The sequence below is a fragment of the Microbacterium luticellae genome (assembly GCF_050408645.1).
Lineage (GTDB): Bacteria > Actinomycetota > Actinomycetes > Actinomycetales > Microbacteriaceae > Microbacterium.
In genome coordinates this window covers 123,784-143,645 of record NZ_JBNTKE010000005.1, presented here as the reverse complement: position 1 = coordinate 143,645, position 19,862 = coordinate 123,784, and the positions used below count along the sequence as shown (strand labels likewise).

Here is a 19,862-nt window from a genome sequence, read left to right as displayed (position 1 = left end):
GACGAATGGGGCGCAGGCACGGCCTAAGCGCCCCGGGCGCCGCAGCATCCGGCATGGCGAAAAAAGACTCCCGACCGGGATTTCTCCTGGTCGGGAGTCTTGTACTTGGTTGCGGGGGCAGGATTTGAACCTACGACCTCCGGGATACGTGCCCGCGTGGGCGATGACTCTGAGTCGGTAGAGACGTGGATTCCTCTGCAGGAGGCCGCCTAAAAAGCTTCGGCCCGGCGCTTGGTACGCGCCGGGCCGAGTGAGGCGTCCTCAAGAGAGGACATATCAATGTGTTACTTAGTGTACGCAAGTTCACTGATGCTTCAAAGGTTCGACACGCTAGCTTCAGCGAGCACCGCATCTGCTGCCATCGGGGAGCAGGTGCAGTCATGAGCGATCTATTGACAGTAGGCCCACAGAATAAGGCACTTGCAGTGCTGACTGCCCTTGGCGTCGCAGGTTTGGCGATTGGCGGGTTTACTCTCTCATTTACAGCGCTGCGGGAGCTTGCAATTCGTGAATTTGCGATTGCTTCTAGCCTGGCTTTCATCTACCCCTTGGTGATCGACGGCTTTATTGTTATCGCGACAGCGGCGGCTTTCACCATGAAAAAACGGGGACCACGAGCAACGTGGTATCCCTGGTCGGCATTGGGCGTATTCGGCGCGCTATCGGTGCTTGGCAACGCTGCGCACGCCATTGACAGTCCAACTGCAACGTTCCCGGCTTGGGTATCCGCGTTGGGGGCAAGTGTTCCGGCGATTGCACTTCTAGTGTCGTCGCACTTGATGATGTTGATGCTCTCCGGAAAGACGAAGACACGTGCCACGCGCCCTACGAAGACGGAGCGATCTACACAAACTACGGCAAAAGATCAGCGTTCGGTGCCCTCGGTGCAGCAGCAAACCACAACGACACCGAGAAAGATTGAACCGACACCGCAGGTAGCCGATCAACGTCCGGCGCGTCGGCTACACGCGGTTGAGTCAACCGTTGGGAGTCTGACACTTAAACAGCTCCAGGAGGTAGTAGCCAGCGGCGAGAGGATCACGCCTGAGCTCTTCGTCCAGTCAGAAGGCGTGTCAGATCGCACTGGTCGTCGCCGGATCGAGAGACTGCGCAAGGAACATCCAGAACTGTTTGAACAAGAGCAGAAGCTGGAGATCGCGCAGTGAGTACTTTCAACGGCTTCGCGATAATACCGATTGACTTGGCTCGCACTCCGGCACTGTCGGCACAGTCGAAGGCCGTTTACGTTGCGTTGACTTCGCACTGCCAAGACGAATCAATCACATTGCGTCAGCTGGCTAAAGAAGTCGGCACCACCCCCGAGGCGACTAAGAAGGCTCTCACAGCGCTTTATGCACGCGGATGGGGCGACCTGCTCACTCATATCGGTCCAGCGGTAATCGAGGACGAATCATGAGCGGGAAGCGTTACGGAACATATGCCGTGATGGCTTGGCTTGCAGAGCTTGATTTGACTGTGATGTGGGGAGCAGGTCGCGGGTCGGCGGCTGCTGCATCGACAAGCCGAGCGATCCTCCAGACAATCGCCAACTTCGTGGACCAGTCAAATAGTGCCTATCCAGGGATTGAGAAGATTGCTGGCCATTGCGACAACATTACGGCTCGTACGGTGAAGCGGCACCTAAAGCGTGCTCGCGAAATGGGGCTCATTACAACCGAGCGGAAGAATCTTGGTTACCGTCGCGGGAAAGACATCATCACTTTTGATCTCACCGTGACGCAGGAGACGTTGAACAACGTTGCGAAGAGCCATCCCCATCGAGTTACCAGTTGGCGTGCGGACGCGACTTCTGGGCAGGAAGAGCAATCAATAAAACCGTCGCCTGTGGAGCAACTGGAAGCTGAAAATGAGAGGCTCCGAGCCAGGCTTGCGGCCTTGGAAGCCTCGAATTCTTCCCAAGGTGACACGGTGTCACCTTGGGAAGATCCGGCAGATTCGGAGATCGAAGAGGACAGCCGTGTCACTTTAGGAAGGGGACATGTACGTCCCCTTCCTCCTAAAGTAACCACCCCTAATAACCACTCATCCTCCTCCGTCGAGGAACCAGTCTCTGAGCACGTCACGGTCGAGGACGAGGAATCTGAATCTCCCACGGCTAAACGGTTGACCGAGGTGCATCCGGCGCTTGATCTGGCAACTATCCGTGGTCGCCTACGAGACGCGGGTATCGATGTCGCTGACGTCGATGTCGTAGCGGCAGCGACAGAGGTGATCGCATCTCGTGCAGGGGCCCGTATTGGCAGCCCATCGGCTTACGTAGCGACCTCGATCATTCGTGAGCGGTGGCGGTGGCCCCGAGGCGGTCAATCCGACTGGGACCAACTTGTGTCAGAAGCAGAGTCCTTCCTCCCGAGATGTGATTCGGGTATCCATCGTTGGCTGTCGATGGCAGACGGTGACGATTATTGTCCGTCGTGCGGAGCGTTGAAATCCAAAGATGACGACGCTGGTCGACCAGACGGTGTGACGGCTGCATAGCCCTCAGATCGAAGGAAATGGTTTCGATGATGAGTCATACGTTGGTCGTTCATCCGGGAGAGATGGCAGCGCTCGTGGGCCGCTGGGAAACGTTCGTCCGTACGCGTGTGCTTCCACATGAGGTGGATGATGTGTTGCAAGCTGCGCGTGAAGTGGTTTTGACCCGAGCTTCTCAATACGATCCGAGACGCGGAGAGCCTGGTGCTTTTGTGTTCGGGATCGTGAGAATGACGGTGAAATTGACGGTCAGTCGCAGGAAGAGCCTCTGGCAGCTGACCACGAATTTGGATCACTATGTGGAGAACAGCATGTCGGACGCTTCGAAGGGCGTCCAGGGGGATCCGCTTGCGTTTCTGGTTGAGAACCAGAACGTCGCCGAATGGGTGTCAGTGGTGAGTGCCGCAGCCTCCACGTTCGAATGGCAAGTGGTGCTGGCGTTTGCGGAGACGGACGGATCAAGCGCCGTTGTCGCCGAAGCCCTCGATGTGCCGGCGAGTACCGTGCGGGCGGCTCGTAGCCGTGTCGCAGCGTTGGTACAGACAGTTCGCGCTGCTTTGCAAGCACGTGATGACGGCATTCCCGTGGTCCTCCAGCGCTGTCTACCGCCAGAAGGTGGTTTTAGGGAAGTGTTCGAGCTCTGGGACACCGATGTGGACGCGACGGCTGAGCGGCTACGGCTCTCGCAAGCCACAGTACGGCGGACTCGCGCACTTATTAAGCGGATGAGTGAGGTTGTCGCCAGCGTTTGACTCAGCATGCAGTTGTTCCCGTACTGCTGGCAGTTGCTCGTCAATTTCACGCTTGTGCCACAAGTTCTTAATGAACTTATCCAATGGCGAAGGAAATCCCCATTATGTCTAAAACGGCCCCTGAGGTTAGCGTCATCGCGCGCGAGGACGGCACCGCAACTGTCACGATCGACGGTGCAGAACTTGAGTTAAAAGCAGACAGTCTCAATGCGGTTACTCGGACTGCTGTTGCACATATTGCTGCAGCAGTCGCTCAACCACTCTCAACCGCAGTGACAGTTCTCGCAACGGACCCGCGGACGGGAACGAACAAAATCTCGATCGATCCGGAAGGAAACGTTGATGTCGTGGCTGCAATCAGCCAGGCGAACCTAACGGGGAGGCCGTCGAAAGTTGAGCCGGTACCGGCGACCACTAACGCGAGACTAGTTAGCGGCACAGATTCGAGTACACCGGCCACTCCAAACACTGACGAAAAACTCCGGGTGACCTCGGCGTCACTATCGGCCGTGACCGAGGCACCTACGCGCAGGGAGACGCGCCAGCTCACTGCGCGTGATTTCGCGGAATCGCGGCCACAAGCTGCACCAGCTCCAGCACTCGAAGGATGGCGTGGACAACTTAATCGCGCTACAGGAGGAAAACTTCGAGTGGCACCCAGCAAAGTTGAGTTGCTTCGTCGCTCCCGCCAAGCATCTGTGCAACGAGGTCTACCGGGACATAAAACTGCTGCCATCATCAACTTAAAGGGCGGCATAGGGAAGACGACCACCACGATGTTGATCGCTTCGGTCATCGGCCGCGTGCGTGGTGGAACCATACTCGCTTGGGATGCAAACGAGTACAAAGGAACGATGGGTATCCGTGCGCAAGCAGCTAGCCACGATCACACTGCCCACGACCTGCTTAAAGTCATCGATTCCTTCACAAACCAAAGCAGCAGTGCTGACCTTGTGAATTTTGTCCGCCCGCAGGGGGAGAGCAAATTTGATGTTCTCGCATCACAGTCACTAGCTGGCAACTCTGCCGTGATCGACGGCGAAGATTTCCGTAAAATGCACGCGGCACTACGTCGCTTTTATCGCCTGATCCTCGTCGACACGGGAAATAATCCAGGAAGTGGGACTTGGCAGACGGCCGTTGAGACTGCAGACGTGTTGATCTTGCCCACGATCGTAAAGGAAGACAGTGCGCGCACACTAGCTGCTGTCGCGGATACGCTCATCGAACAAGGGCACGGCGACAAGCTCAATAACGCAGTCACGATCATGGGTCGATCGAGTTTGACCTCTTACCCCGAGCTGGAACAACGCATCATCGATCACATGGGCCAGCTCACGCGTGCGGTCGTCTCTGTCCCATTCGATGCAGCACTTGATCGTGGCGACACGATCGACTTCGACAAGCTCACCCCGGAGAGCCAAGAAGCATGGCTCGAAGCCACAGCTGCAGTCATGGATGGCTTGAACTGATCGGACGGTGGATTAATGCCGGCTCCTGCCGTTGTTGCTGCCGCGGGTAAAGCTGCGACCAAGGTTGCGAAGGCCGCCGGTCGTGCGCAAGCACGCAAACTCGCAAAAAAAGGCGGAACCAACCTTTACTTTCTCGGCGGCGCACTGTCCGTCTTAATGCTCGGACTGATTTTCGTTCCAGTCATCGCCGTAACAATTTTCCTTGGTGCCAGCGTCTCTGGACTAAGCCAAGAACACGACCCTCACGAAGCCGGAGTAATTTCTGGATGTGTTCTCATCCAGCCAGTCGATGCAGCCCGCACCGAAACCACAAATGCGAGCTGGACGTTGGAACAGCGCAAGATTGCATATGAAATCGTGAACGCCGTGCTGAAACGTGGGGGAGTGACGTATAAGGCTGCCTACACCACAATGATGACGGCCATGCAAGAATCCGCTCTGCGGAACATCGATCACGGCGATACTCTGCGCGAAGACACCATCGGTGTGTTCCAGATAGGACCAGAGCACGGTACTCAGCAGCAGCGTATGACCCCGGCATGGGCGACTAACAACTTTCTAGACCGCCTTGAAGAAGTCGAAGACTGGCAAGAACTGGATCCTTGGGAAGCTGCACATCGCGCACAAAACAATGAACGTGCTAGTGACTATCAGCGCTGGTACACCGACGGAGACGCTCAAGCGATGACCGACAGCCTTCTGGACTCATCAGAATGTTCAGGGCTGCCGCTGACCCCTCCTTACAACATTGTTAGCGGCTATGGAGCTCGCACTCCTGAAGCGGCAAACGAGTCGTCGTGGCACCCAGCCTGGGATTTCAACGGTGAGGGGATTCCCGGTGCGGTTGTGTACGCCATACGTCCAGGAGTCGTGTCGTCTATTGGCGGGGCAGCCAATGGACTATCGATTACAGACCCTGAATCTGGGTTCGACGTGATGTACCTGCACATGTACCCCGAAGATGTTCTCGTCACACATGGTGAGGAAGTCGAAGTGGGCCAGCCTATTGGTCGAGTTGGAGGGGCCTTCGGATATGCCGAACACCTGGACCTTCGAATCTCGACAAACGGACTTGTACCGCCAAACGAGCAACTCGGTGTATGGCCGAAGCTTGCTCGCTCCGAGCTCGAAGGCGGACCAGAGGACTGGGTACATCCGAACGAGTACATGGCATGGTTTGGCATCGACCTTTGCCCACCTGATCAGTGCAGCTACACAACGGACGAAGGCCGATGAGCTTTACGAAGTGATCGTCAGTTTCTGTATACCCCTACAAGTTCTACTAGACGGAAGGCTCAACAATGATTCGAACGCGACGACTCGTCGTATCGGTAGCAGTGTTCGCACTCACCGGAGTTTTCGGTATGGCTGGGTGCGCCGCCACCGCAACCGCTGAGAGCGAACCCACAATCTCATTCACTCCCGTTCCTGAGGATCATCCAACGGCACGACCAGGTGCTGCTGAGCCATTAGCAACTGACTCCACCTATGGCATTGACCTGACGATTTTTGAGGAGTTGCGATATCCAGCCGAAGACGGATGCGGTTGCAAACTCGGTATTACGGAGGACGAGCCGGAGCGATACCCCGCAGGAACCGACGTAATCATGCTGCGGTTGGTGTTCACAGCTACCAAGCATGTCTGGAATGACACCGACTTTGTGATCCTGCCGGAAATCGGTTTGAGCCCAGTTTTCCTCGACGGTGCTCACTTGAACGCGGAACCTTACGCAGATGCCCCAGTGGTTATCCCGTCGGACGCTCAGCGGGTGGCGCAAGAACGTGGACTCACCCTACTCGATAATGCGGATCTCCCTGAAGAGATTCCCATCGGAGAAAGCCGGACTTACGCGGTTGCGTACTACGTGCCATACGGCGCGAGTGTCCTCGACTTACGGATGAGTAACTACGTCGATGATCGCTACATCAAGAACTGGGACCCCAATTTCGAGTCCAACATTTATGTCGAATTCTCTCCCAGCGATTACTACGTGAGACCTAGCTCATGAACCTGATCGTGCTGCTCCAAACCGGTGGCAGTGTTCTGCTTCTACTTACCATTGCGGCTTTTGGCGTGTTCATAAAAGCACTTTTTGTCTCCAACCGTCTCCGTCAGCCCGGTGAGACGGATACCCCCGCTAACGAAAGAAAAACCAATGATGACTAAGCTGACCACCTTCTTCGTGCCAGCAAACGAGCTGCCTAACCCGATCCCAGATTGGGATTTTCTCGGCTTAAATGCGGCATTGTCTCTTTACAACGGATTATGGGCGATCGTCCTCGTAGCCGCTGGAATTGGTGTGCTCACAGCAGCACTTCTCCTGATCTTCGGCAAAACTTCCCAATCAAATCGCCTGCATGTGGCCGGACTCTGGACCCTTGGTCTGTCTCTTATCGCCGCCATGATCGGTGCTGGCGCTGGTGCCATTGTCGACTTCGGCGCAAACCTGACGCTATAACGAGACGGAAGCAACACGATGAGTACTTTTGCAGCAGACGCACCGCCAGGCGTTGAGATTCCTGAGATCAAATTTGGTTGCGGCTTCGGTGACATGGCGTGCTACGGCGTCGAAAGCGCGGCGCGCTTCCTGGTCCAAGCAATCGTAGAAATGGGCAACTTCGCCGGAGACACCATCGTCAACGCATTTGACCAGACGATTAGTGACGCCCAGTGGGGAGTAGCGTTCACCGAGTGGGGAAAATGGGCTGCTGCCACATCCATTTTCGTACTGATTGTCATGCTGTACCAGATCGCCCTGGGCGCGATTATGGCAAACAAAGAACGCATCTTCCAGGCGGCCTTGGGTGCGGCATTGGGAATCCCGCTCGCGTCGTTCGCTGTGGCATTCATGGCACGTCTCACAACAGCTGTCGATGAAGCATCAATGATCGTCATCCGATCAACAGCGGATGGTGGCATTGGGAAAGCATTCATCTCGGTTTTAGGACTCAGTGAAAACCCAGGGAAAGCATTCGGAGACAACACCTGGGCGGCAGGTGCTATGAACCAAGCGATTCTGGCGAAGTCTGCTGGTGGGCTACTTCTTCTCCTGTTTGTTGTCGTGCTGGTGTTGCTTGCATCCTTCGTCTTGATGTGCGGCATGATCGTCCGAAATCATGGCCTATTGATCCTCGCTGCTCTCGCCCCGATCGCGCTCATGATGATCGGCCAGGGTCGACTCACTGCATGGGCCGAAAAATGGATCGGTCTGGTCACAGGATTACTGCTTGCGAAACCAATCACCGTCGGAATCGTGTCTCTCCTACTCGCAGTACTCGGCGAGACCACAGGAAACACCTTCGTGGAGATCACTATCGCAGTGTTGTTTCTCTTCGTATGCGGACTTGCTCCCTTCTGGGTAGTCAAGATGTTTGAGTTCGCCGGTAACGAATTTGGTGGTGCTATGGCTAGCCGACCCCAGACCTCGCGCGGTGCCGGACGCATCAACCAGGTTAAGAACTTCTCTCGAAACGCAGTACAAGTTTTCGCCCACCCCATCGCTGCAACGAAAAATGCGGTAGGCAACGTCATCAACACATTCCGTCGATAGATGAGGGAGATAGCTCATGACCATGACAGAGACAGTCCAACAGGACGTTTGGGCTAGTGCATCACCGGCGAGAGTGAGATTTACGCAGCGAGAACGGCGCGGCGTCTTCATGGGACGTACAGGAGCGCAACTGGTTGTGTCAGGCAGTGCGCTAGCGGGCATACTCTTCCTGGCGATCACTGCAGGGTACGACCGCGCTGCTGCTTTTATATTTATGCTCGTCGGTGTGATCGTCGTCGGAATATGGATGCACCGAGGGATTCCGGTCATCACACTGATCGCCCAGTCAATTTCCTACTTACTCCGCGCAATGCAAGGACAGACTAAGTTTCAGCGGAGCGTGTGGTGGCGGATTACGACAAAACCGATTCCCACCGGTACTACCGGCGAGTTGATCCCGATCCCCGAAGTGGTAAAGCACGAGACGTTGCCGGGAGGCCTAGGAGACATCGCATATGTCAATATTCCTTCCCGTGGCGGCTTCGTCTTGAACAAACGAGAACAACTCGTTTCTGCCTCTGTCCGCGTGATCTCCTCAGCGTGGCCGCTGCGCGACGAAGGTGTGAAGGAACAGATCTATCACAAATTTGCCGGATGGCTATCGAGTACAGAATCGCTCGCTGGATTGCACGAGGTCACAATGCGCGTACGCGTCGATCGCGCCGCGGCAACAGAACTCGCCGATTATGTCGCGTCTCGCGATGAGGTGCGAGAAACGACGATTTCGGAGGAAGTCCAGCGCGAGTACGCAACGCTCATTGCGCAAGAAGCCAACCGTTCGATGGAATTCACCAACACCATCACTCTGAGCTTTGATCTTGCCGAGCTGAGTTCGGCGATCCGCCGCTCCGGCGGCGGCCTTCTCGGCATCAGCGCGGTCATTGCAGACCAAGTCGAACTGCTCAAGCAGTCCCTGGACGACCTATACGTGAAGTTCGACGCGTGGTTAGACGCAGAAGAACTTGAAGGGATGACATCAACCGGGCTTGATCCCATCAGTGCCGCGCGACGACGCGAACATCTTGGTACCTCGAAACGAGAACTACGCACCAGGCCGCCGGTGATGGACGGGCAGGAACATCGTGACCGAATTGAATTCGATGAATCTGTTCATCAAACCCTCTGGATTCACGAATGGCCACGTACCGCAGTATCGACCGGTTTCCTGCAGAAATTGCTCTACGCTGGCGACTCGACGCGTTGCCTAACGATTCAATTTAAACCAGTGCCATTAGACGTTGCACTCAAAGAATTGAACAACGCTCAAATCGACATGAATACGGCAGATCGAGTGCGCGAAACATGGGGCGCTCGTACCGGGATTCATCATGAACAAGAAAGAAACAACCTCCTGGAGCGTGAGAAGGATCTCAGCGACGGATTCACTGATGAGCGTTTTCGCGGATTCTTAACAATCTCTGGGGAATCTGTTAGTGCGCTCGACCGCGACAGAAGCGCCCTTGAACAAGCAGGTTTCGGCTGTGGAGTTCGTATGTCTGTGCTGTACAACCAGCAATGGGCCAGCCTTGTGACCTCGGTGCTACCTATCCCTACGCGAAGCGGGAGAAGGAAGAAATGAACCGTTTAATCGTTTCTCATCATCGGCCCGAGGAATCCCGGGCAGAGCGTCGACAACGGCAGAAGGAAGTTGCATCTCGGATTCGTGCAGATAGACAGTCACGAGACCGGGGAACCTCGTCGTTTAACGTCCTGCCACCTTCAGCTATGCCCAAGACCGGATGGGGAGCTCCCAAGAACATGCGAGGAGCCGTACGCGTAGACCCTCCTGCACATCGAGCATCATCCAAAATATTGGCCGCAGCCTATCCTTTCCTCTCCGAAGCTGGCCAAATCATGCGCGGTCCATATATCGGAGAAAACTTATCTTCCCGTTCACCATTCTGCTTTGATCCGTGGGAGGCCTACACCGCCGGAATCGTGAAGTCGCACTCACTAGCGATCACCGGTGTAAAAGGCACAGGTAAATCGATGCTCGCCAAAAGCTTTGCGACCAGACTGTGTCGCATGGGGCGTAATGTCGCCGTACCACACGATCCAAATGGTGAGTGGGAACGGGTATCGGAATACGTCGGTGGCAAAACGATCAGCATCGATCTGTCTGGTTCATTTAAGATCAACCTCCTAGAAGCAGGAGAACGAGACACCACCATGTCTGGTGAGGCATGGCGTAACCACATCACACAAGATCGCCGCGGTGTTATCTCGCAGATAGTCCAGCAGTTGCGGCGAACGCACGAGTTGCCGCCATATGAACACACCGCCATCGATATAGCGCTCCGAAGCTTAGATACGCAAACCATCGTGACCGTCGTTCACGTTTTCCAAGCACTTCGTGACCTCACCCCAGACGGAGACGAAGTGGACGAAGATGTCGTCGTAGCTGGTCGGCAGCTCGCGCATACTCTCCGGCGTCTCGTCGCGGGTGATCTTGCCGGCATGTTTGACGGCATCTCGACCGTAATGTTTGACCCGACTGCACCGATGATGGTCGTCAACACGTCAGCATTAAAAAATGCATCACCACAGATGCAAGCGTTGACACGATTCGCCACCTCGCGATGGGTTCGCAACGCGACGACAGGGTCTAATGTCAGACCCCGAGTTATCGTGCATGAGGAAGCCGCGATTGCTCTGATGAATGACGCATACGGCGGGACCGGGCTGAAAGACCGCGTGACCGACGAGAAAGTCGCACGCCACATGGGAGTGTCGAATTGGTACCTTCTTCATCGGCTTAGCGACCTGGACGCCCTGGGAGACCATGGCTCTGCCATGCAAACCCAAGCACGCGGCCTTCTTGCAGACTGCGAGACCAGAGTTTCGTTTTCGCAGCATCCGGGTGAGATCCCTGCGATGGCCCAGGTTCTCGGGTGGAACCAGACCATGAGCGCTGTCGTAAAGAATGAGCTGAAAAAAGGCGAATCGCTTTGGCAGATTGGCGCCGACCGGGTCGCACTCGTGAAAAACAAGCTATCGGACGGCGAATTCAATGTGTTTCGTACGGACCACGGTGGGTCGGGGGCATGAATCACAGGGGAGAACAGGCGTTCGTGTACGTAGCTGGCACGCTAGCCGCAGCAGCACTGAGCTTATGGGTCGCAACTAGTTTGGCTGTGCGTGTGTCGTGTGGCCAATCACCAAAAGCGTTGGCGCTGCTTGGCGGATTTCGCGCTATTGCCGGAGACCTCCCCACCACAGAGACGGGTTGCACAACAACGCAAATCACCGTGATTCTTTGCTTCGTAGGGATGCTCGTCAGCGTTATTGCGCTCGGAGTCATCGGGTGGGAGCTGTGGGTGCGCTGGCGAGAATCTGACACCAAGTTGCTTCGAGATCTTCGTTACCGAGTGGGTTTCGCGCGTACAGCCGAACTCCGCAAGCAAATGTCAACAACAGCTGTCGCTCGGCAAGGAACCCGGCTACGCCCTGGAGTTGCGAAGCTACGTAAACCACAAGCACACGATGTGGCGTGGTGCGTGGGTAAGTCTCGTGGGATTCCGCTGTGGGTGTCCGTCGAAGAATCGGTGGTGCTACTCGGGCCTCCTCGCTCTGGGAAAGGGTTTCGGGTGCTGATCAACGCGATCTTGGACTGGCCTGGACCTCTGGTTACCACCTCGACAACCACAGACAACCTCCGTGTGACGAAAGCTCATCGCGCACGACTCGGCCGCGTTCTTGTCTTTGATCCGCAGAAGCTCTCGGGTGAGGAACATCCGATTCGAATTTCACCAATCACAGGCTGTGAAGACCCGCTCGTTGCAACACAGCGAGCGGCCGTACTCATCGCAGGAGCAGGAATGGTGGGCGGACAGAATGAGGAGTGGGCAGAGCAAGCAAAATCTCAGCTTGCGTCTCTGTTGTGTGCCGCGGCACTTGGAGGATTTGACGTTGAAGATCTCGCTCGTTGGGGCTCGGCCCCACAAATGGCGATGGAAGCGGTCGACGCGCTTTCATCAAACCCGCACGCACCAAGCAGCTGGGCTGCTTCACTGGCGAACGTTATCGAGGGTGATCCTCGACTACTCGGAAATATATGGTTCGGCGTCAGTGGAGCGGTAGCACCGTTAAGAATTCCTGAAATTGCAGAAGCCATGATGCCGCGCCCAGGAGAACCCGTTTTTGATCCGCTGGAATTCCTCAGTGGACAGAACACGCTATACCTCATCGGCACAAAAACCGGCTCCGGAGCTGCCGGGGGATACCTCGCAGCAATTCTGGACGACATCGTGGAGACCGCACGCCGTAAAGCATTGGCATCTCCGGAGTCCCGAATCGACCCGCCATTAGGACTGATCTTGGACGAGATAGCGAATATGTTTGTGTGGCCGCAACTGCCAAACGTCATGTCGGACGGGGGAGGTCGAGGGATCTGCCCGATCGTTGTTCTCCAGTCGCGCAAGCAAGCCGAAGTTGTATGGTCAGCTGCAGGGATGCATGCAATTTTCGGGGCGGCTACCGTCAAGATCCAACTAGGTGGGTCGAGCGACAATGATTTCCTCGGAGAGATCCAGGCTTTGGCCGGACAACGAGCAACTAGGCGGCAGTCAAAATCGTATAGCGAACAAGGCGTAGGCACTTCAGTGCAGCAAGAGAAGGAACCGTTGATCGGTATCGATGAGATAAGGCGCATGCCTCAATCACTTGGGTTACTTATCGCAAAAAACCTTCGCCCCGTGCTGCTTGATCTGCAAAAGTGGACTGATCGCAAAGATGCTCGATCTGTGCAATCAGGGCGTAAGCAGACGGAACTAGCGCAGCAACTGGTGTTTTCTCGGCAGCAGATGGAAAGAAACTCTAAACAGTTGGTCGAGGTCGACGAAGAGGGTCGCCGGGTATGAACACGCCGTATAGAAGACTGAGCGCGGGACGTAGAGCAGGAAAGAAGTACGTGACGAGTTATCTTCGATCGACAGCCTGGTTTTCCAGGCGCGATCGCTGGTTCAAAACGGAGCAAGAGCGTGCTGGGAAAATCCAGTGTGCCGTGTGTATGAAGAGCGGCTCTAAGCGCGATTTTGAATTGCACCACCTCGACTACACAGGTGTGCAGGAGATAGGCAACGGTGTTTGGCTCGCGAATGAAGAACACGGCGATCTCGTCGCTGTTCATCCGCGTTGTCATGAATGGCTTCATCGCGCGCTCGACGCCGATCCTGCAGCGGGCTCTGCGAGTACTCGGCGACAAGCTAATGAACGAGTAATTGCAGGGCTACGCGCCCGTATAGTGAACTATCTCAAAGGGCTGTGATGGTCGAGTTCAACGACGACGAAAATATGACGATGGAAGAACTTGTTGATCGTCTTGAAAACGACACGGAGTTCAGTGCCGAAGCATTGGCCGATCGTCACCGAGAATCAGCGCTGGACCCTCAAGTAATAGTCAACTGGCGTGAAATCACGGGAATGCAGCGCATTAATGCGTCCCGTGCACTTGTTGAGTGGGTGCATGAATGGCTAATTCCACGGTATGCGGTAAAGACCCGCACCGTCCCTGACTGTTGGTGGCAACACGGGGACTTGATCGAGGAGTTATCCGCGCTTCATACGGCGTGGCTCGTGGCTTTTGACCCAGCGGACGCGGGGTACGGGCCCGTCGGCTGGCACGAGCGATACGCTGCTGCACTGCAGCGTTCAACGATGCGTTCGCGCTGTGAAGGTGGACACCGGGCAGACCTCGTAAGGGTTCTGCCGGAAATACCAGAATCACTCTGAGCATTAGCCGGTTGAGATGCTGTCGACCTCATGCTGAGGAAGACGAGGTGTCCCGGTCTTGGATGCTTGTGAAGATCGATCCAATGCTTCCTGCCTACTCCTGGTAGGCGATTCGCGATGCAACTGCTCACGAATACTTATCTCAACATCAATCGTCCGCATCAACTGAGTGAGCTCAGACCGCCGTTGGACAACCCGGTCATAAGCGACTTGAGCATGAGGCAGTAGCCGTGCCGCGCGCTCCCACTGGGCCCTGTCGATCGCTTCATCGGCTGAGACCTTGCTACGTCGAAGTGTTTCCTGAACTGCTGCGATTGCTGAGGCACGTTGTTCGGCGTCAGCAGTGATACGTGCGAGCTCCGCAGCCGTCGATAGCTGTTTGGCTCTCAGTGCGGCTACATGGCCAAGAGGGCGAAGCTTTTGGTCATTCCATGCCGGAACAGTTTCGACATCATTGTGATTTTGTCGGCGCCGTCGAGCATCGTCTTCGTATGCGGACACCTGGTTGCCGAGTCGCTTGCGAATGCTAACTTCACGGTGTAACGCAGACATTCGTTGCGTCAGCGCGCGGTACGATTGCGCTAGTTCGTTCCGTTCCGTGCGCATCGTGTGCGTACGTTCCTGAAGCGCATCAATTGTCGACATCAGTAAAGGAGCCTCAGCCTGTGCTCCTCCGCCGACTTTAGACGCATGTTTACGAGCATCCCACGCCGCTAGTCGGAGTTGAGCTTCGTTGAGCGCGGCCTGATCGATGGCGATCTTGTCGGAAAGGCGCGCTATCTGTTCAAACAAACTCTTTTCTTGATCTGCCGCTTCAGTCAATAAGTGATCGATGTTAACCAAATCGCCGAACGGTCGGGCGGTCTTGTCATGCCAGGGAGCATACTTTTTGCCATCGACCGTTGGAATCTGAGCCTGTCGAGCAGCATGCGCCAAATCCCGCCGAGCAGCTGACTGCGAGTCATCCAGGGTGGCCTCGATAGCCCCACGTTGCATGGCTTGCATAAGTTGCTCTCGCGCAGCCGCATTACCATCTCCAATCACGACAGCCGCATTGTGTTCACGGCCTCGCGTGAGCCCCACGTACAAGCCTGCGGCATCGACGCCGGGCCCCACGAGTGATCGATCTGTAGTCTCGCCCTGGATACCATGAACAGTCGACGCATACGAGAGATGCGAGTGTTCAGCAAGATAAAAGTCATCCACTACTCGTGAGACACCGGAGTCTTCTAATGAAACGAGTGTGATTGACGAAGACGCACCGTCTTGCCCCGCACTGATGGACTGGACAACCCACTGCTGACGGTTCTCAACGTTCATGTTCCGGTCATTTCGACGCGTTTGGATCACGTCACCGACATAAGCAACTTGTCCGTTCTGCAAGCCGACGGCAGACGTCGTATCGAGCTGTTCTGCAGCGAGGCGACGCGCTTGCACTAAATCATTCACTATCTGTGCATCTTCATGAGTCGCGGTTACTATGGCCAGCCGCTTACCCTGGCCAGCCGACTCCATCCATGCATCAGCCATGTGCCGGTGAGCGTCCACTTCGGTCGCAACGACCACCGCGTGGCCGTCTTCAACGATTTGATAAGCGACTGCGTCGAGATCATCGCCGGGATTACGTAACCGCAAAGAAAGATCGGCCCAGGCTGGGTCCTTGAAACGGTGCACGGCACAAAGCTCGACAGCGGCCGTGGAGCGGGTTCGCATCAGTGACATCGCCCCGGAATGACCTACAGGCAAAGCTTGTAGGTGGTCACCAACCATCGCGATTCCAGCGTCAGCATCTTTTGCGACACTGGCCAACGCTTGAGCTGCGTTTAGATCAACCATCCCAGCTTCGTCGACCACGATTCGATCGCCTCTGCGTAGAGCAAAGTGATGCGGTCCGCCATAGGCGTGGCCTGTTTCCGGATCAGTTTGTCCAGGTACCAAGCGCGTCCAGACCTGACCGTTCGAACTGTCCGACCAACGGAAACCCCAATCATGCAGCAACGCATGCAGGCTGGACGACTCTGCACCAACCTCACGTCCGGCAACAGACGCAGCTTTTTTGGTCGGTGCCACAATAACCAAGCGACGACCCTGGTTGTCCAACAGACTCTTGGCCACACGTAGCATTGTCGTTTTTCCGGCACCAGCGGGTCCGGTCACCGTGACAAGCCGGTCACTGCCACCGATTGCACCAGCTGCCGCAATCTGGCCAGCATCTAATGGACGGTCAGCTGGCAGCATTTCACTGGCGACTTCTGACACTGTCTGGGCTGGAACTGTCTCTCCAGGCGTAGCTAGCTGGTCAAAGGCATCGGCCAAAGCAATTTTTGTACTGACCGTACGAGTTGCCATCTGGTGCTTCACATGTCCGGGCACGTCTGCAATGTCCAAGACACTCACTGTTCCCGTGTTGGCCGCACGTTCTGTCACGTCTTCTATGAGTTCGGTCAGCGCTGACCGCTCTGCCACTACTCCGGACGCAGCCACGGCACGGACCGCACCGGCACGCAGGTCAAACTGAGAGAAACGTCCACCTGTCCCGGCCGCACGCCTGTCAGCGTCGGCGACAGCTTGTGCGGCCAAATCGTCCCGGTCAATGTCCGCGATGGACAGCGCATTAATTGGGGCAGGAGATGCTCTATGACCGGACAACAGCGCAGGGTCAATATCGGCAATCTCTCGCCGAACGGTGTCTGTCCACTCGTCTTCGTCAACTAGGTTTGGCTTGTCCGGTCGTTGATGGGCCCATGCCCATCGGTCAATTGCTGTCAGTACAGTGTGGTCAGGCTCCTGGCCAGGGTTACTCGCGCGCCACTGAGCGAGCCGTGCGGCACGGTTCGCTTCGATCTGACTTGACCGGCGTGACAGTGGCCGGACAACTTTACTCAACTGTTTTATCTCGCCACGGTCATCGAGTGTGTACCCTTTTGCTGCGAGGGCCGCGATCCACTCAGGGTCTGTCCGGCCAGCCAAGTCCCCCTCGGCGTTGACCAGATTCTGGAACCGTAACATCACGCGAGAGTCTAGAGATGACCATTTCCCATCACGCCCAAGGACCTTGGCGTTCAACCACAGGTGTCGATGCTTATGAGCATCGAGTGCGCGTGAACGTTCGTGGCGAAGCTCAACGACCTCAATCTGCGCCAGCTCTTCACGAATAAGACCACCGCGTCCGCGGCGCGCGTTAAGTTCCCTCAGCCACATCTGCACAATCCGGTCGCGCAGACGGTCTTGAAAGGCTTCATAAGCAACAGCGATTTCCGGGTCTAAAACGGCTGCGAGGCTGTAGCTCTTGGGAGCGTTAATAGTCGCATCGAATACTAAATCGGTTGACGGTGACTGCAGATCTCGACCTCGGTGCTGACCAGTAGCGGGATCAGCTCCGGAGAACCATGTCTGTAGTTCGTCAACAGTCAATCGATCAATGGCAGTTGATTTATCCGTGACAACCCGCCGTTCTACGGTCGCGCCCGCGTACCGGGCCGCTGCGATCGTCCCTTGCGTTGCGTCGACACTTTCGTGTGTTCCAGAGTCGCATGCTCCGCCGAAAGCGTAGGCGGCCGCTGACGATATTCCAGCCCCTCCGAGGCCTCGTTTCCACCGGGCAACACCACCGCGCATGAGGCTAGCGTAGCGCCAATTCACTCCAAGTGCCTGCGTGCATTGCAATCTCTTATTGTCCTATGTGGCCGTTATGGCTACGTCTAGCCGTTGGGTACGGGTGCTGAGATGTTTAGATTTTTCGCCATCTTCACTTTCGGTCGGTCATTTGTTCGTGCACGTTCTCTGCGTTGTTGTCCCGGAATCGTAGTCGGTGCTGTGGCCGCTTCACGTCTCTGGATCGCGAGGAAAGATGTCCCGCCGCACACGCCGCACATCCCGAAACAACTGACAGGAATCGGAACTCGGCCTGTGAGTCGGTTGGCATCTGGAAGCAGACGACGTGGTGGAGCAAGTACGAACAGCGGAACGAGAGGCTGCTAGTGGGGGAGAAGCTCCTGAATTGAGATTGAGGTCTACTGAGTTCGATTCAGAATCTGCAGCACGTGTTCTATGAACGACTGCTTAGGGAAGTCACTTGGGAGCGCTTCGAGCCGCTCACCTTCATGGGCATCGAGGTTTGCTGGAAATACGATGCCTTCTTCTTATTTTTCCAATTTTTTGACATTGCAGTGAACTGGACGTTAGTGTACCTCTACATAGGTACATAGACGTATATTGGAGGTGGGATGTCCAAAGAGCTTCGTGGTCAAGCCCCAATCGAGCTGATCCGGGACACTGCGATCCCTCTGCACGAGCAGATTGCGGATCACTTCAGACGCAACGTTCGCGGCAATTTTTGGCCGCCCGGGTACAAACTCCGTGCGGAAGCCGACATTGCTGTCGACCTCAGAGTTGCGCGAGGGACAGTCCGAAGGGCGCTGCGCGACTTGGTGGAAGAGGGGATTCTAGTGCAGGTTCACGGTCGAGGCACCTTTGTTGCCTCCAACTCTGCCGAGGACTCAGAAGCGAACGGGTTGCATGGATCGCTGCTGTCTAATGGCGAGCGCCTCGAGAGGCTTGGTCTGTATTTCGTAGACGATGTTCTTGAGCTTCAGATTGTGGCGGAAAGCGAACAAGTCGGTCCCTTCCGCGGTGGCAGTGTCATGCGATTCACCCGTCTGAGGACGTTGCTCGAAGGGCCCGAGGCGCTCATCACGACTGAAGTGCTTCTCGACGAGGTCCCTGGCATCGAGTCTCTTAGTGAAGATGATTTGGCGTCTTCACCGTTCCACAGGTTGTTGCGTGAGAAGTGGGGCGTTTCTTTGTCGTATGCCGAACGCGCGTATTCGGCTGAGATCGCATCGGAGAGCCTGGCGGGCAGGCTTGGGCTGCCCAATGGAGCCGCGGTGTTGGTCCACGATCAGTTCACATACAACGAGACAGGCGTATGCATTGAACACTCGCGGGCATGGACTCGAACCGACCGTGGCAGTCAGACAGTAAGAATTAAGGCGGTGCTGTGATGAAGATCAAGGCTCGAACAGAAGCCATCTTTGACGAGACAACCGGTCGGAGCGTGATGGTAGCTTTCGACCACGGGACTGAGGGCGCAATTGTCGGTGGTGAGCACGTCCCCGGCATGCTTAAGAAGCTGTCGGGCTCCGAAGCCGATTCGCTCTTACTCACTATCGGGCTGAGCCGTGTCTACAACGTCACGTACGGGAAGCTCTCCGAAAAGTCACCGACCGTTTGTTCGGGAATTGACGTTCCCGTCTTCAGCGCTGAAATCGGAAGCGGCGACCCGCTGGACTCCACCATCTCTCCGTGGGAACCGCAGGATGCTCTTCACGCTGGTGCGGAAATGTGCAAGATGTTGCTCCCGCTCGGTCTAACTGACACACACGCGTGGGGACGCGCCCTCCGCAATATCGCGCAAAGAATCACGCAGGCGGAAAAGGCAGACATTCCGCTGATGCTCGAGCCAGCATTCTGGGGCCAGAACTCTGCTTGCAAGAGCGACACAGCGATCGCAGACGCGGCACGATTGTGCGTCGAACTCGGTGCTCATGTACTCAAGATCCCGGCACCAGATGATCCGAAAGTGCTTCAGGAAATTGTCGATTGGAGCCCAGTTCCCGTGTTGGTGCTCGGAGGAACGCCACGAGACGGTACTGACTTTCTAGAAGAGGTCTCCAGGTGGATGGAACACGGCGCTCGGGGCGTTGTGGTCGGGCGCAATGTATGGAATCGCCCGGACCCTCTCGCTGCGATCAGCGCGCTGCGTCACGTAGTGCACGACAGTGACATCAAGTCAGCTCGTGAACGAATGGAAAGCGCAGGCGCTCCGCTCGGAAACACTAGCCAGCTCTAACAACTAATTG

Annotated in this window: 18 protein-coding genes and 1 pseudogene; 17 read left to right on the top strand and 2 right to left on the bottom strand. The window is 56.0% G+C overall.

Annotation, left to right across the window (positions count from 1 at the left end; genetic code table 11):
- The first annotated feature begins 380 nt into the window (after positions 1 to 380).
- The 15 genes from ACQUSW_RS12450 (at position 381) to ACQUSW_RS12380 (ending at position 14,001) form a co-directional block, all read left to right on the top strand.
- Positions 381 to 1,166, top strand: coding sequence for a DUF2637 domain-containing protein (locus tag ACQUSW_RS12450; protein ID WP_428932623.1), 786 nt, complete (start codon positions 381 to 383; stop codon positions 1,164 to 1,166).
- Positions 1,163 to 1,417, top strand: a complete 255-nt coding sequence (locus tag ACQUSW_RS12445; protein ID WP_428932622.1) for a hypothetical protein — start codon at positions 1,163 to 1,165, stop codon at positions 1,415 to 1,417. The genes ACQUSW_RS12450 and ACQUSW_RS12445 overlap by 4 nt, the downstream gene beginning before the upstream one ends.
- Positions 1,414 to 2,499, top strand: coding sequence for a helix-turn-helix domain-containing protein (locus ACQUSW_RS12440; protein ID WP_428932621.1), 1,086 nt, complete (start codon positions 1,414 to 1,416; stop codon positions 2,497 to 2,499). Before ACQUSW_RS12445 ends, ACQUSW_RS12440 begins: the two co-directional genes overlap by 4 nt.
- Positions 2,500 to 2,525: 26 nt before the next feature.
- Positions 2,526 to 3,248, top strand: a complete 723-nt coding sequence (locus ACQUSW_RS12435) for an RNA polymerase sigma factor (protein ID WP_428932620.1) — start codon at positions 2,526 to 2,528, stop codon at positions 3,246 to 3,248.
- Between the two features lie 83 nt (positions 3,249 to 3,331).
- Positions 3,332 to 4,720, top strand: a complete 1,389-nt coding sequence (locus tag ACQUSW_RS12430) for a MinD/ParA family ATP-binding protein (protein ID WP_428932619.1) — start codon at positions 3,332 to 3,334, stop codon at positions 4,718 to 4,720.
- Positions 4,721 to 4,735: 15 nt separating this feature from the next.
- The gene (locus tag ACQUSW_RS12425) at positions 4,736 to 5,956 is read left to right on the top strand and encodes a M23 family metallopeptidase (RefSeq protein WP_428932618.1); all 1,221 of its coding nucleotides are present in this window, start codon (positions 4,736 to 4,738) and stop codon (positions 5,954 to 5,956) included.
- Between the two features lie 65 nt (positions 5,957 to 6,021).
- Entirely contained in the window at positions 6,022 to 6,729 is a 708-nt protein-coding gene (locus tag ACQUSW_RS12420) for a hypothetical protein (protein WP_428932617.1), read from the top strand.
- Positions 6,726 to 6,887 carry a hypothetical protein gene (locus ACQUSW_RS12415; protein ID WP_428932616.1) on the top strand — a complete coding sequence of 54 codons (162 nt, stop codon included), beginning with the start codon at positions 6,726 to 6,728 and terminating at the stop codon, positions 6,885 to 6,887. Before ACQUSW_RS12420 ends, ACQUSW_RS12415 begins: the two co-directional genes overlap by 4 nt.
- Complete coding sequence (locus ACQUSW_RS12410; RefSeq protein ID WP_428932615.1) at positions 6,877 to 7,179, top strand: hypothetical protein; 303 nt, start codon at positions 6,877 to 6,879, stop codon at positions 7,177 to 7,179. Before ACQUSW_RS12415 ends, ACQUSW_RS12410 begins: the two co-directional genes overlap by 11 nt.
- Before the next feature lie 18 nt (positions 7,180 to 7,197).
- Positions 7,198 to 8,271, top strand: coding sequence for a hypothetical protein (locus tag ACQUSW_RS12405; RefSeq protein ID WP_428932614.1), 1,074 nt, complete (start codon positions 7,198 to 7,200; stop codon positions 8,269 to 8,271).
- A 16-nt stretch (positions 8,272 to 8,287) separates the two neighbouring features.
- Positions 8,288 to 9,850: an SCO6880 family protein gene (locus ACQUSW_RS12400; protein ID WP_428932613.1), complete on the top strand. Its 1,563-nt coding sequence runs from the start codon at positions 8,288 to 8,290 to the stop codon at positions 9,848 to 9,850.
- 275 nt (positions 9,851 to 10,125) lie between these two features.
- Entirely contained in the window at positions 10,126 to 11,319 is a 1,194-nt protein-coding gene (locus tag ACQUSW_RS12395) for a hypothetical protein (protein WP_428932612.1), read from the top strand.
- Complete coding sequence (locus ACQUSW_RS12390) at positions 11,316 to 13,130, top strand: type IV secretory system conjugative DNA transfer family protein (protein WP_428932611.1); 1,815 nt, start codon at positions 11,316 to 11,318, stop codon at positions 13,128 to 13,130. Before ACQUSW_RS12395 ends, ACQUSW_RS12390 begins: the two co-directional genes overlap by 4 nt.
- Before the next feature lie 50 nt (positions 13,131 to 13,180).
- On the top strand, positions 13,181 to 13,537 hold the full coding sequence (locus tag ACQUSW_RS12385) for a hypothetical protein (protein WP_428932610.1): 357 nt from the start codon (positions 13,181 to 13,183) through the stop codon (positions 13,535 to 13,537).
- Positions 13,537 to 14,001 carry a DUF4913 domain-containing protein gene (locus ACQUSW_RS12380; RefSeq protein WP_428932609.1) on the top strand — a complete coding sequence of 155 codons (465 nt, stop codon included), beginning with the start codon at positions 13,537 to 13,539 and terminating at the stop codon, positions 13,999 to 14,001. The genes ACQUSW_RS12385 and ACQUSW_RS12380 overlap by 1 nt, the downstream gene beginning before the upstream one ends.
- Before the next feature lie 3 nt (positions 14,002 to 14,004).
- On the opposite strand, the gene ACQUSW_RS12375 is transcribed toward ACQUSW_RS12380, so the two are convergent.
- Complete coding sequence (locus ACQUSW_RS12375) at positions 14,005 to 16,389, bottom strand: ATP-dependent DNA helicase (RefSeq protein WP_428932631.1); 2,385 nt, start codon at positions 16,387 to 16,389, stop codon at positions 14,005 to 14,007.
- A gap of 336 nt (positions 16,390 to 16,725) precedes the next feature.
- A pseudogene (locus ACQUSW_RS12370) lies at positions 16,726 to 17,619 on the bottom strand (relaxase domain-containing protein); the annotation flags it as partial.
- Positions 17,620 to 18,227: 608 nt separating this feature from the next.
- On the opposite strand from ACQUSW_RS12370, the gene ACQUSW_RS12365 reads away from it, so the two are divergent.
- Positions 18,228 to 19,004: a GntR family transcriptional regulator gene (locus tag ACQUSW_RS12365; protein WP_428932608.1), complete on the top strand. Its 777-nt coding sequence runs from the start codon at positions 18,228 to 18,230 to the stop codon at positions 19,002 to 19,004.
- Positions 19,004 to 19,852: a class I fructose-bisphosphate aldolase gene (locus ACQUSW_RS12360; protein WP_428932630.1), complete on the top strand. Its 849-nt coding sequence runs from the start codon at positions 19,004 to 19,006 to the stop codon at positions 19,850 to 19,852. The genes ACQUSW_RS12365 and ACQUSW_RS12360 overlap by 1 nt, the downstream gene beginning before the upstream one ends.
- Positions 19,853 to 19,862: the final 10 nt, after the last annotated feature.

Coding starts and splice junctions, on each gene's coding strand:
- ACQUSW_RS12450 (WP_428932623.1), top strand. CDS start 381: ATGAGCGATCTATTGACAGTAGGCCCACAGAATAAGGCACTTGCAGTG.
- ACQUSW_RS12440 (WP_428932621.1), top strand. CDS start 1,414: ATGAGCGGGAAGCGTTACGGAACATATGCCGTGATGGCTTGGCTTGCA.
- ACQUSW_RS12435 (WP_428932620.1), top strand. CDS start 2,526: ATGATGAGTCATACGTTGGTCGTTCATCCGGGAGAGATGGCAGCGCTC.
- ACQUSW_RS12430 (WP_428932619.1), top strand. CDS start 3,332: ATGGCGAAGGAAATCCCCATTATGTCTAAAACGGCCCCTGAGGTTAGC.
- ACQUSW_RS12425 (WP_428932618.1), top strand. CDS start 4,736: ATGCCGGCTCCTGCCGTTGTTGCTGCCGCGGGTAAAGCTGCGACCAAG.
- ACQUSW_RS12420 (WP_428932617.1), top strand. CDS start 6,022: ATGATTCGAACGCGACGACTCGTCGTATCGGTAGCAGTGTTCGCACTC.
- ACQUSW_RS12415 (WP_428932616.1), top strand. CDS start 6,726: ATGAACCTGATCGTGCTGCTCCAAACCGGTGGCAGTGTTCTGCTTCTA.
- ACQUSW_RS12410 (WP_428932615.1), top strand. CDS start 6,877: ATGATGACTAAGCTGACCACCTTCTTCGTGCCAGCAAACGAGCTGCCT.
- ACQUSW_RS12405 (WP_428932614.1), top strand. CDS start 7,198: ATGAGTACTTTTGCAGCAGACGCACCGCCAGGCGTTGAGATTCCTGAG.
- ACQUSW_RS12400 (WP_428932613.1), top strand. CDS start 8,288: ATGACCATGACAGAGACAGTCCAACAGGACGTTTGGGCTAGTGCATCA.
- ACQUSW_RS12395 (WP_428932612.1), top strand. CDS start 10,126: ATGCGCGGTCCATATATCGGAGAAAACTTATCTTCCCGTTCACCATTC.
- ACQUSW_RS12390 (WP_428932611.1), top strand. CDS start 11,316: ATGAATCACAGGGGAGAACAGGCGTTCGTGTACGTAGCTGGCACGCTA.
- ACQUSW_RS12380 (WP_428932609.1), top strand. CDS start 13,537: ATGGTCGAGTTCAACGACGACGAAAATATGACGATGGAAGAACTTGTT.
- ACQUSW_RS12365 (WP_428932608.1), top strand. CDS start 18,228: ATGTCCAAAGAGCTTCGTGGTCAAGCCCCAATCGAGCTGATCCGGGAC.
- ACQUSW_RS12360 (WP_428932630.1), top strand. CDS start 19,004: ATGAAGATCAAGGCTCGAACAGAAGCCATCTTTGACGAGACAACCGGT.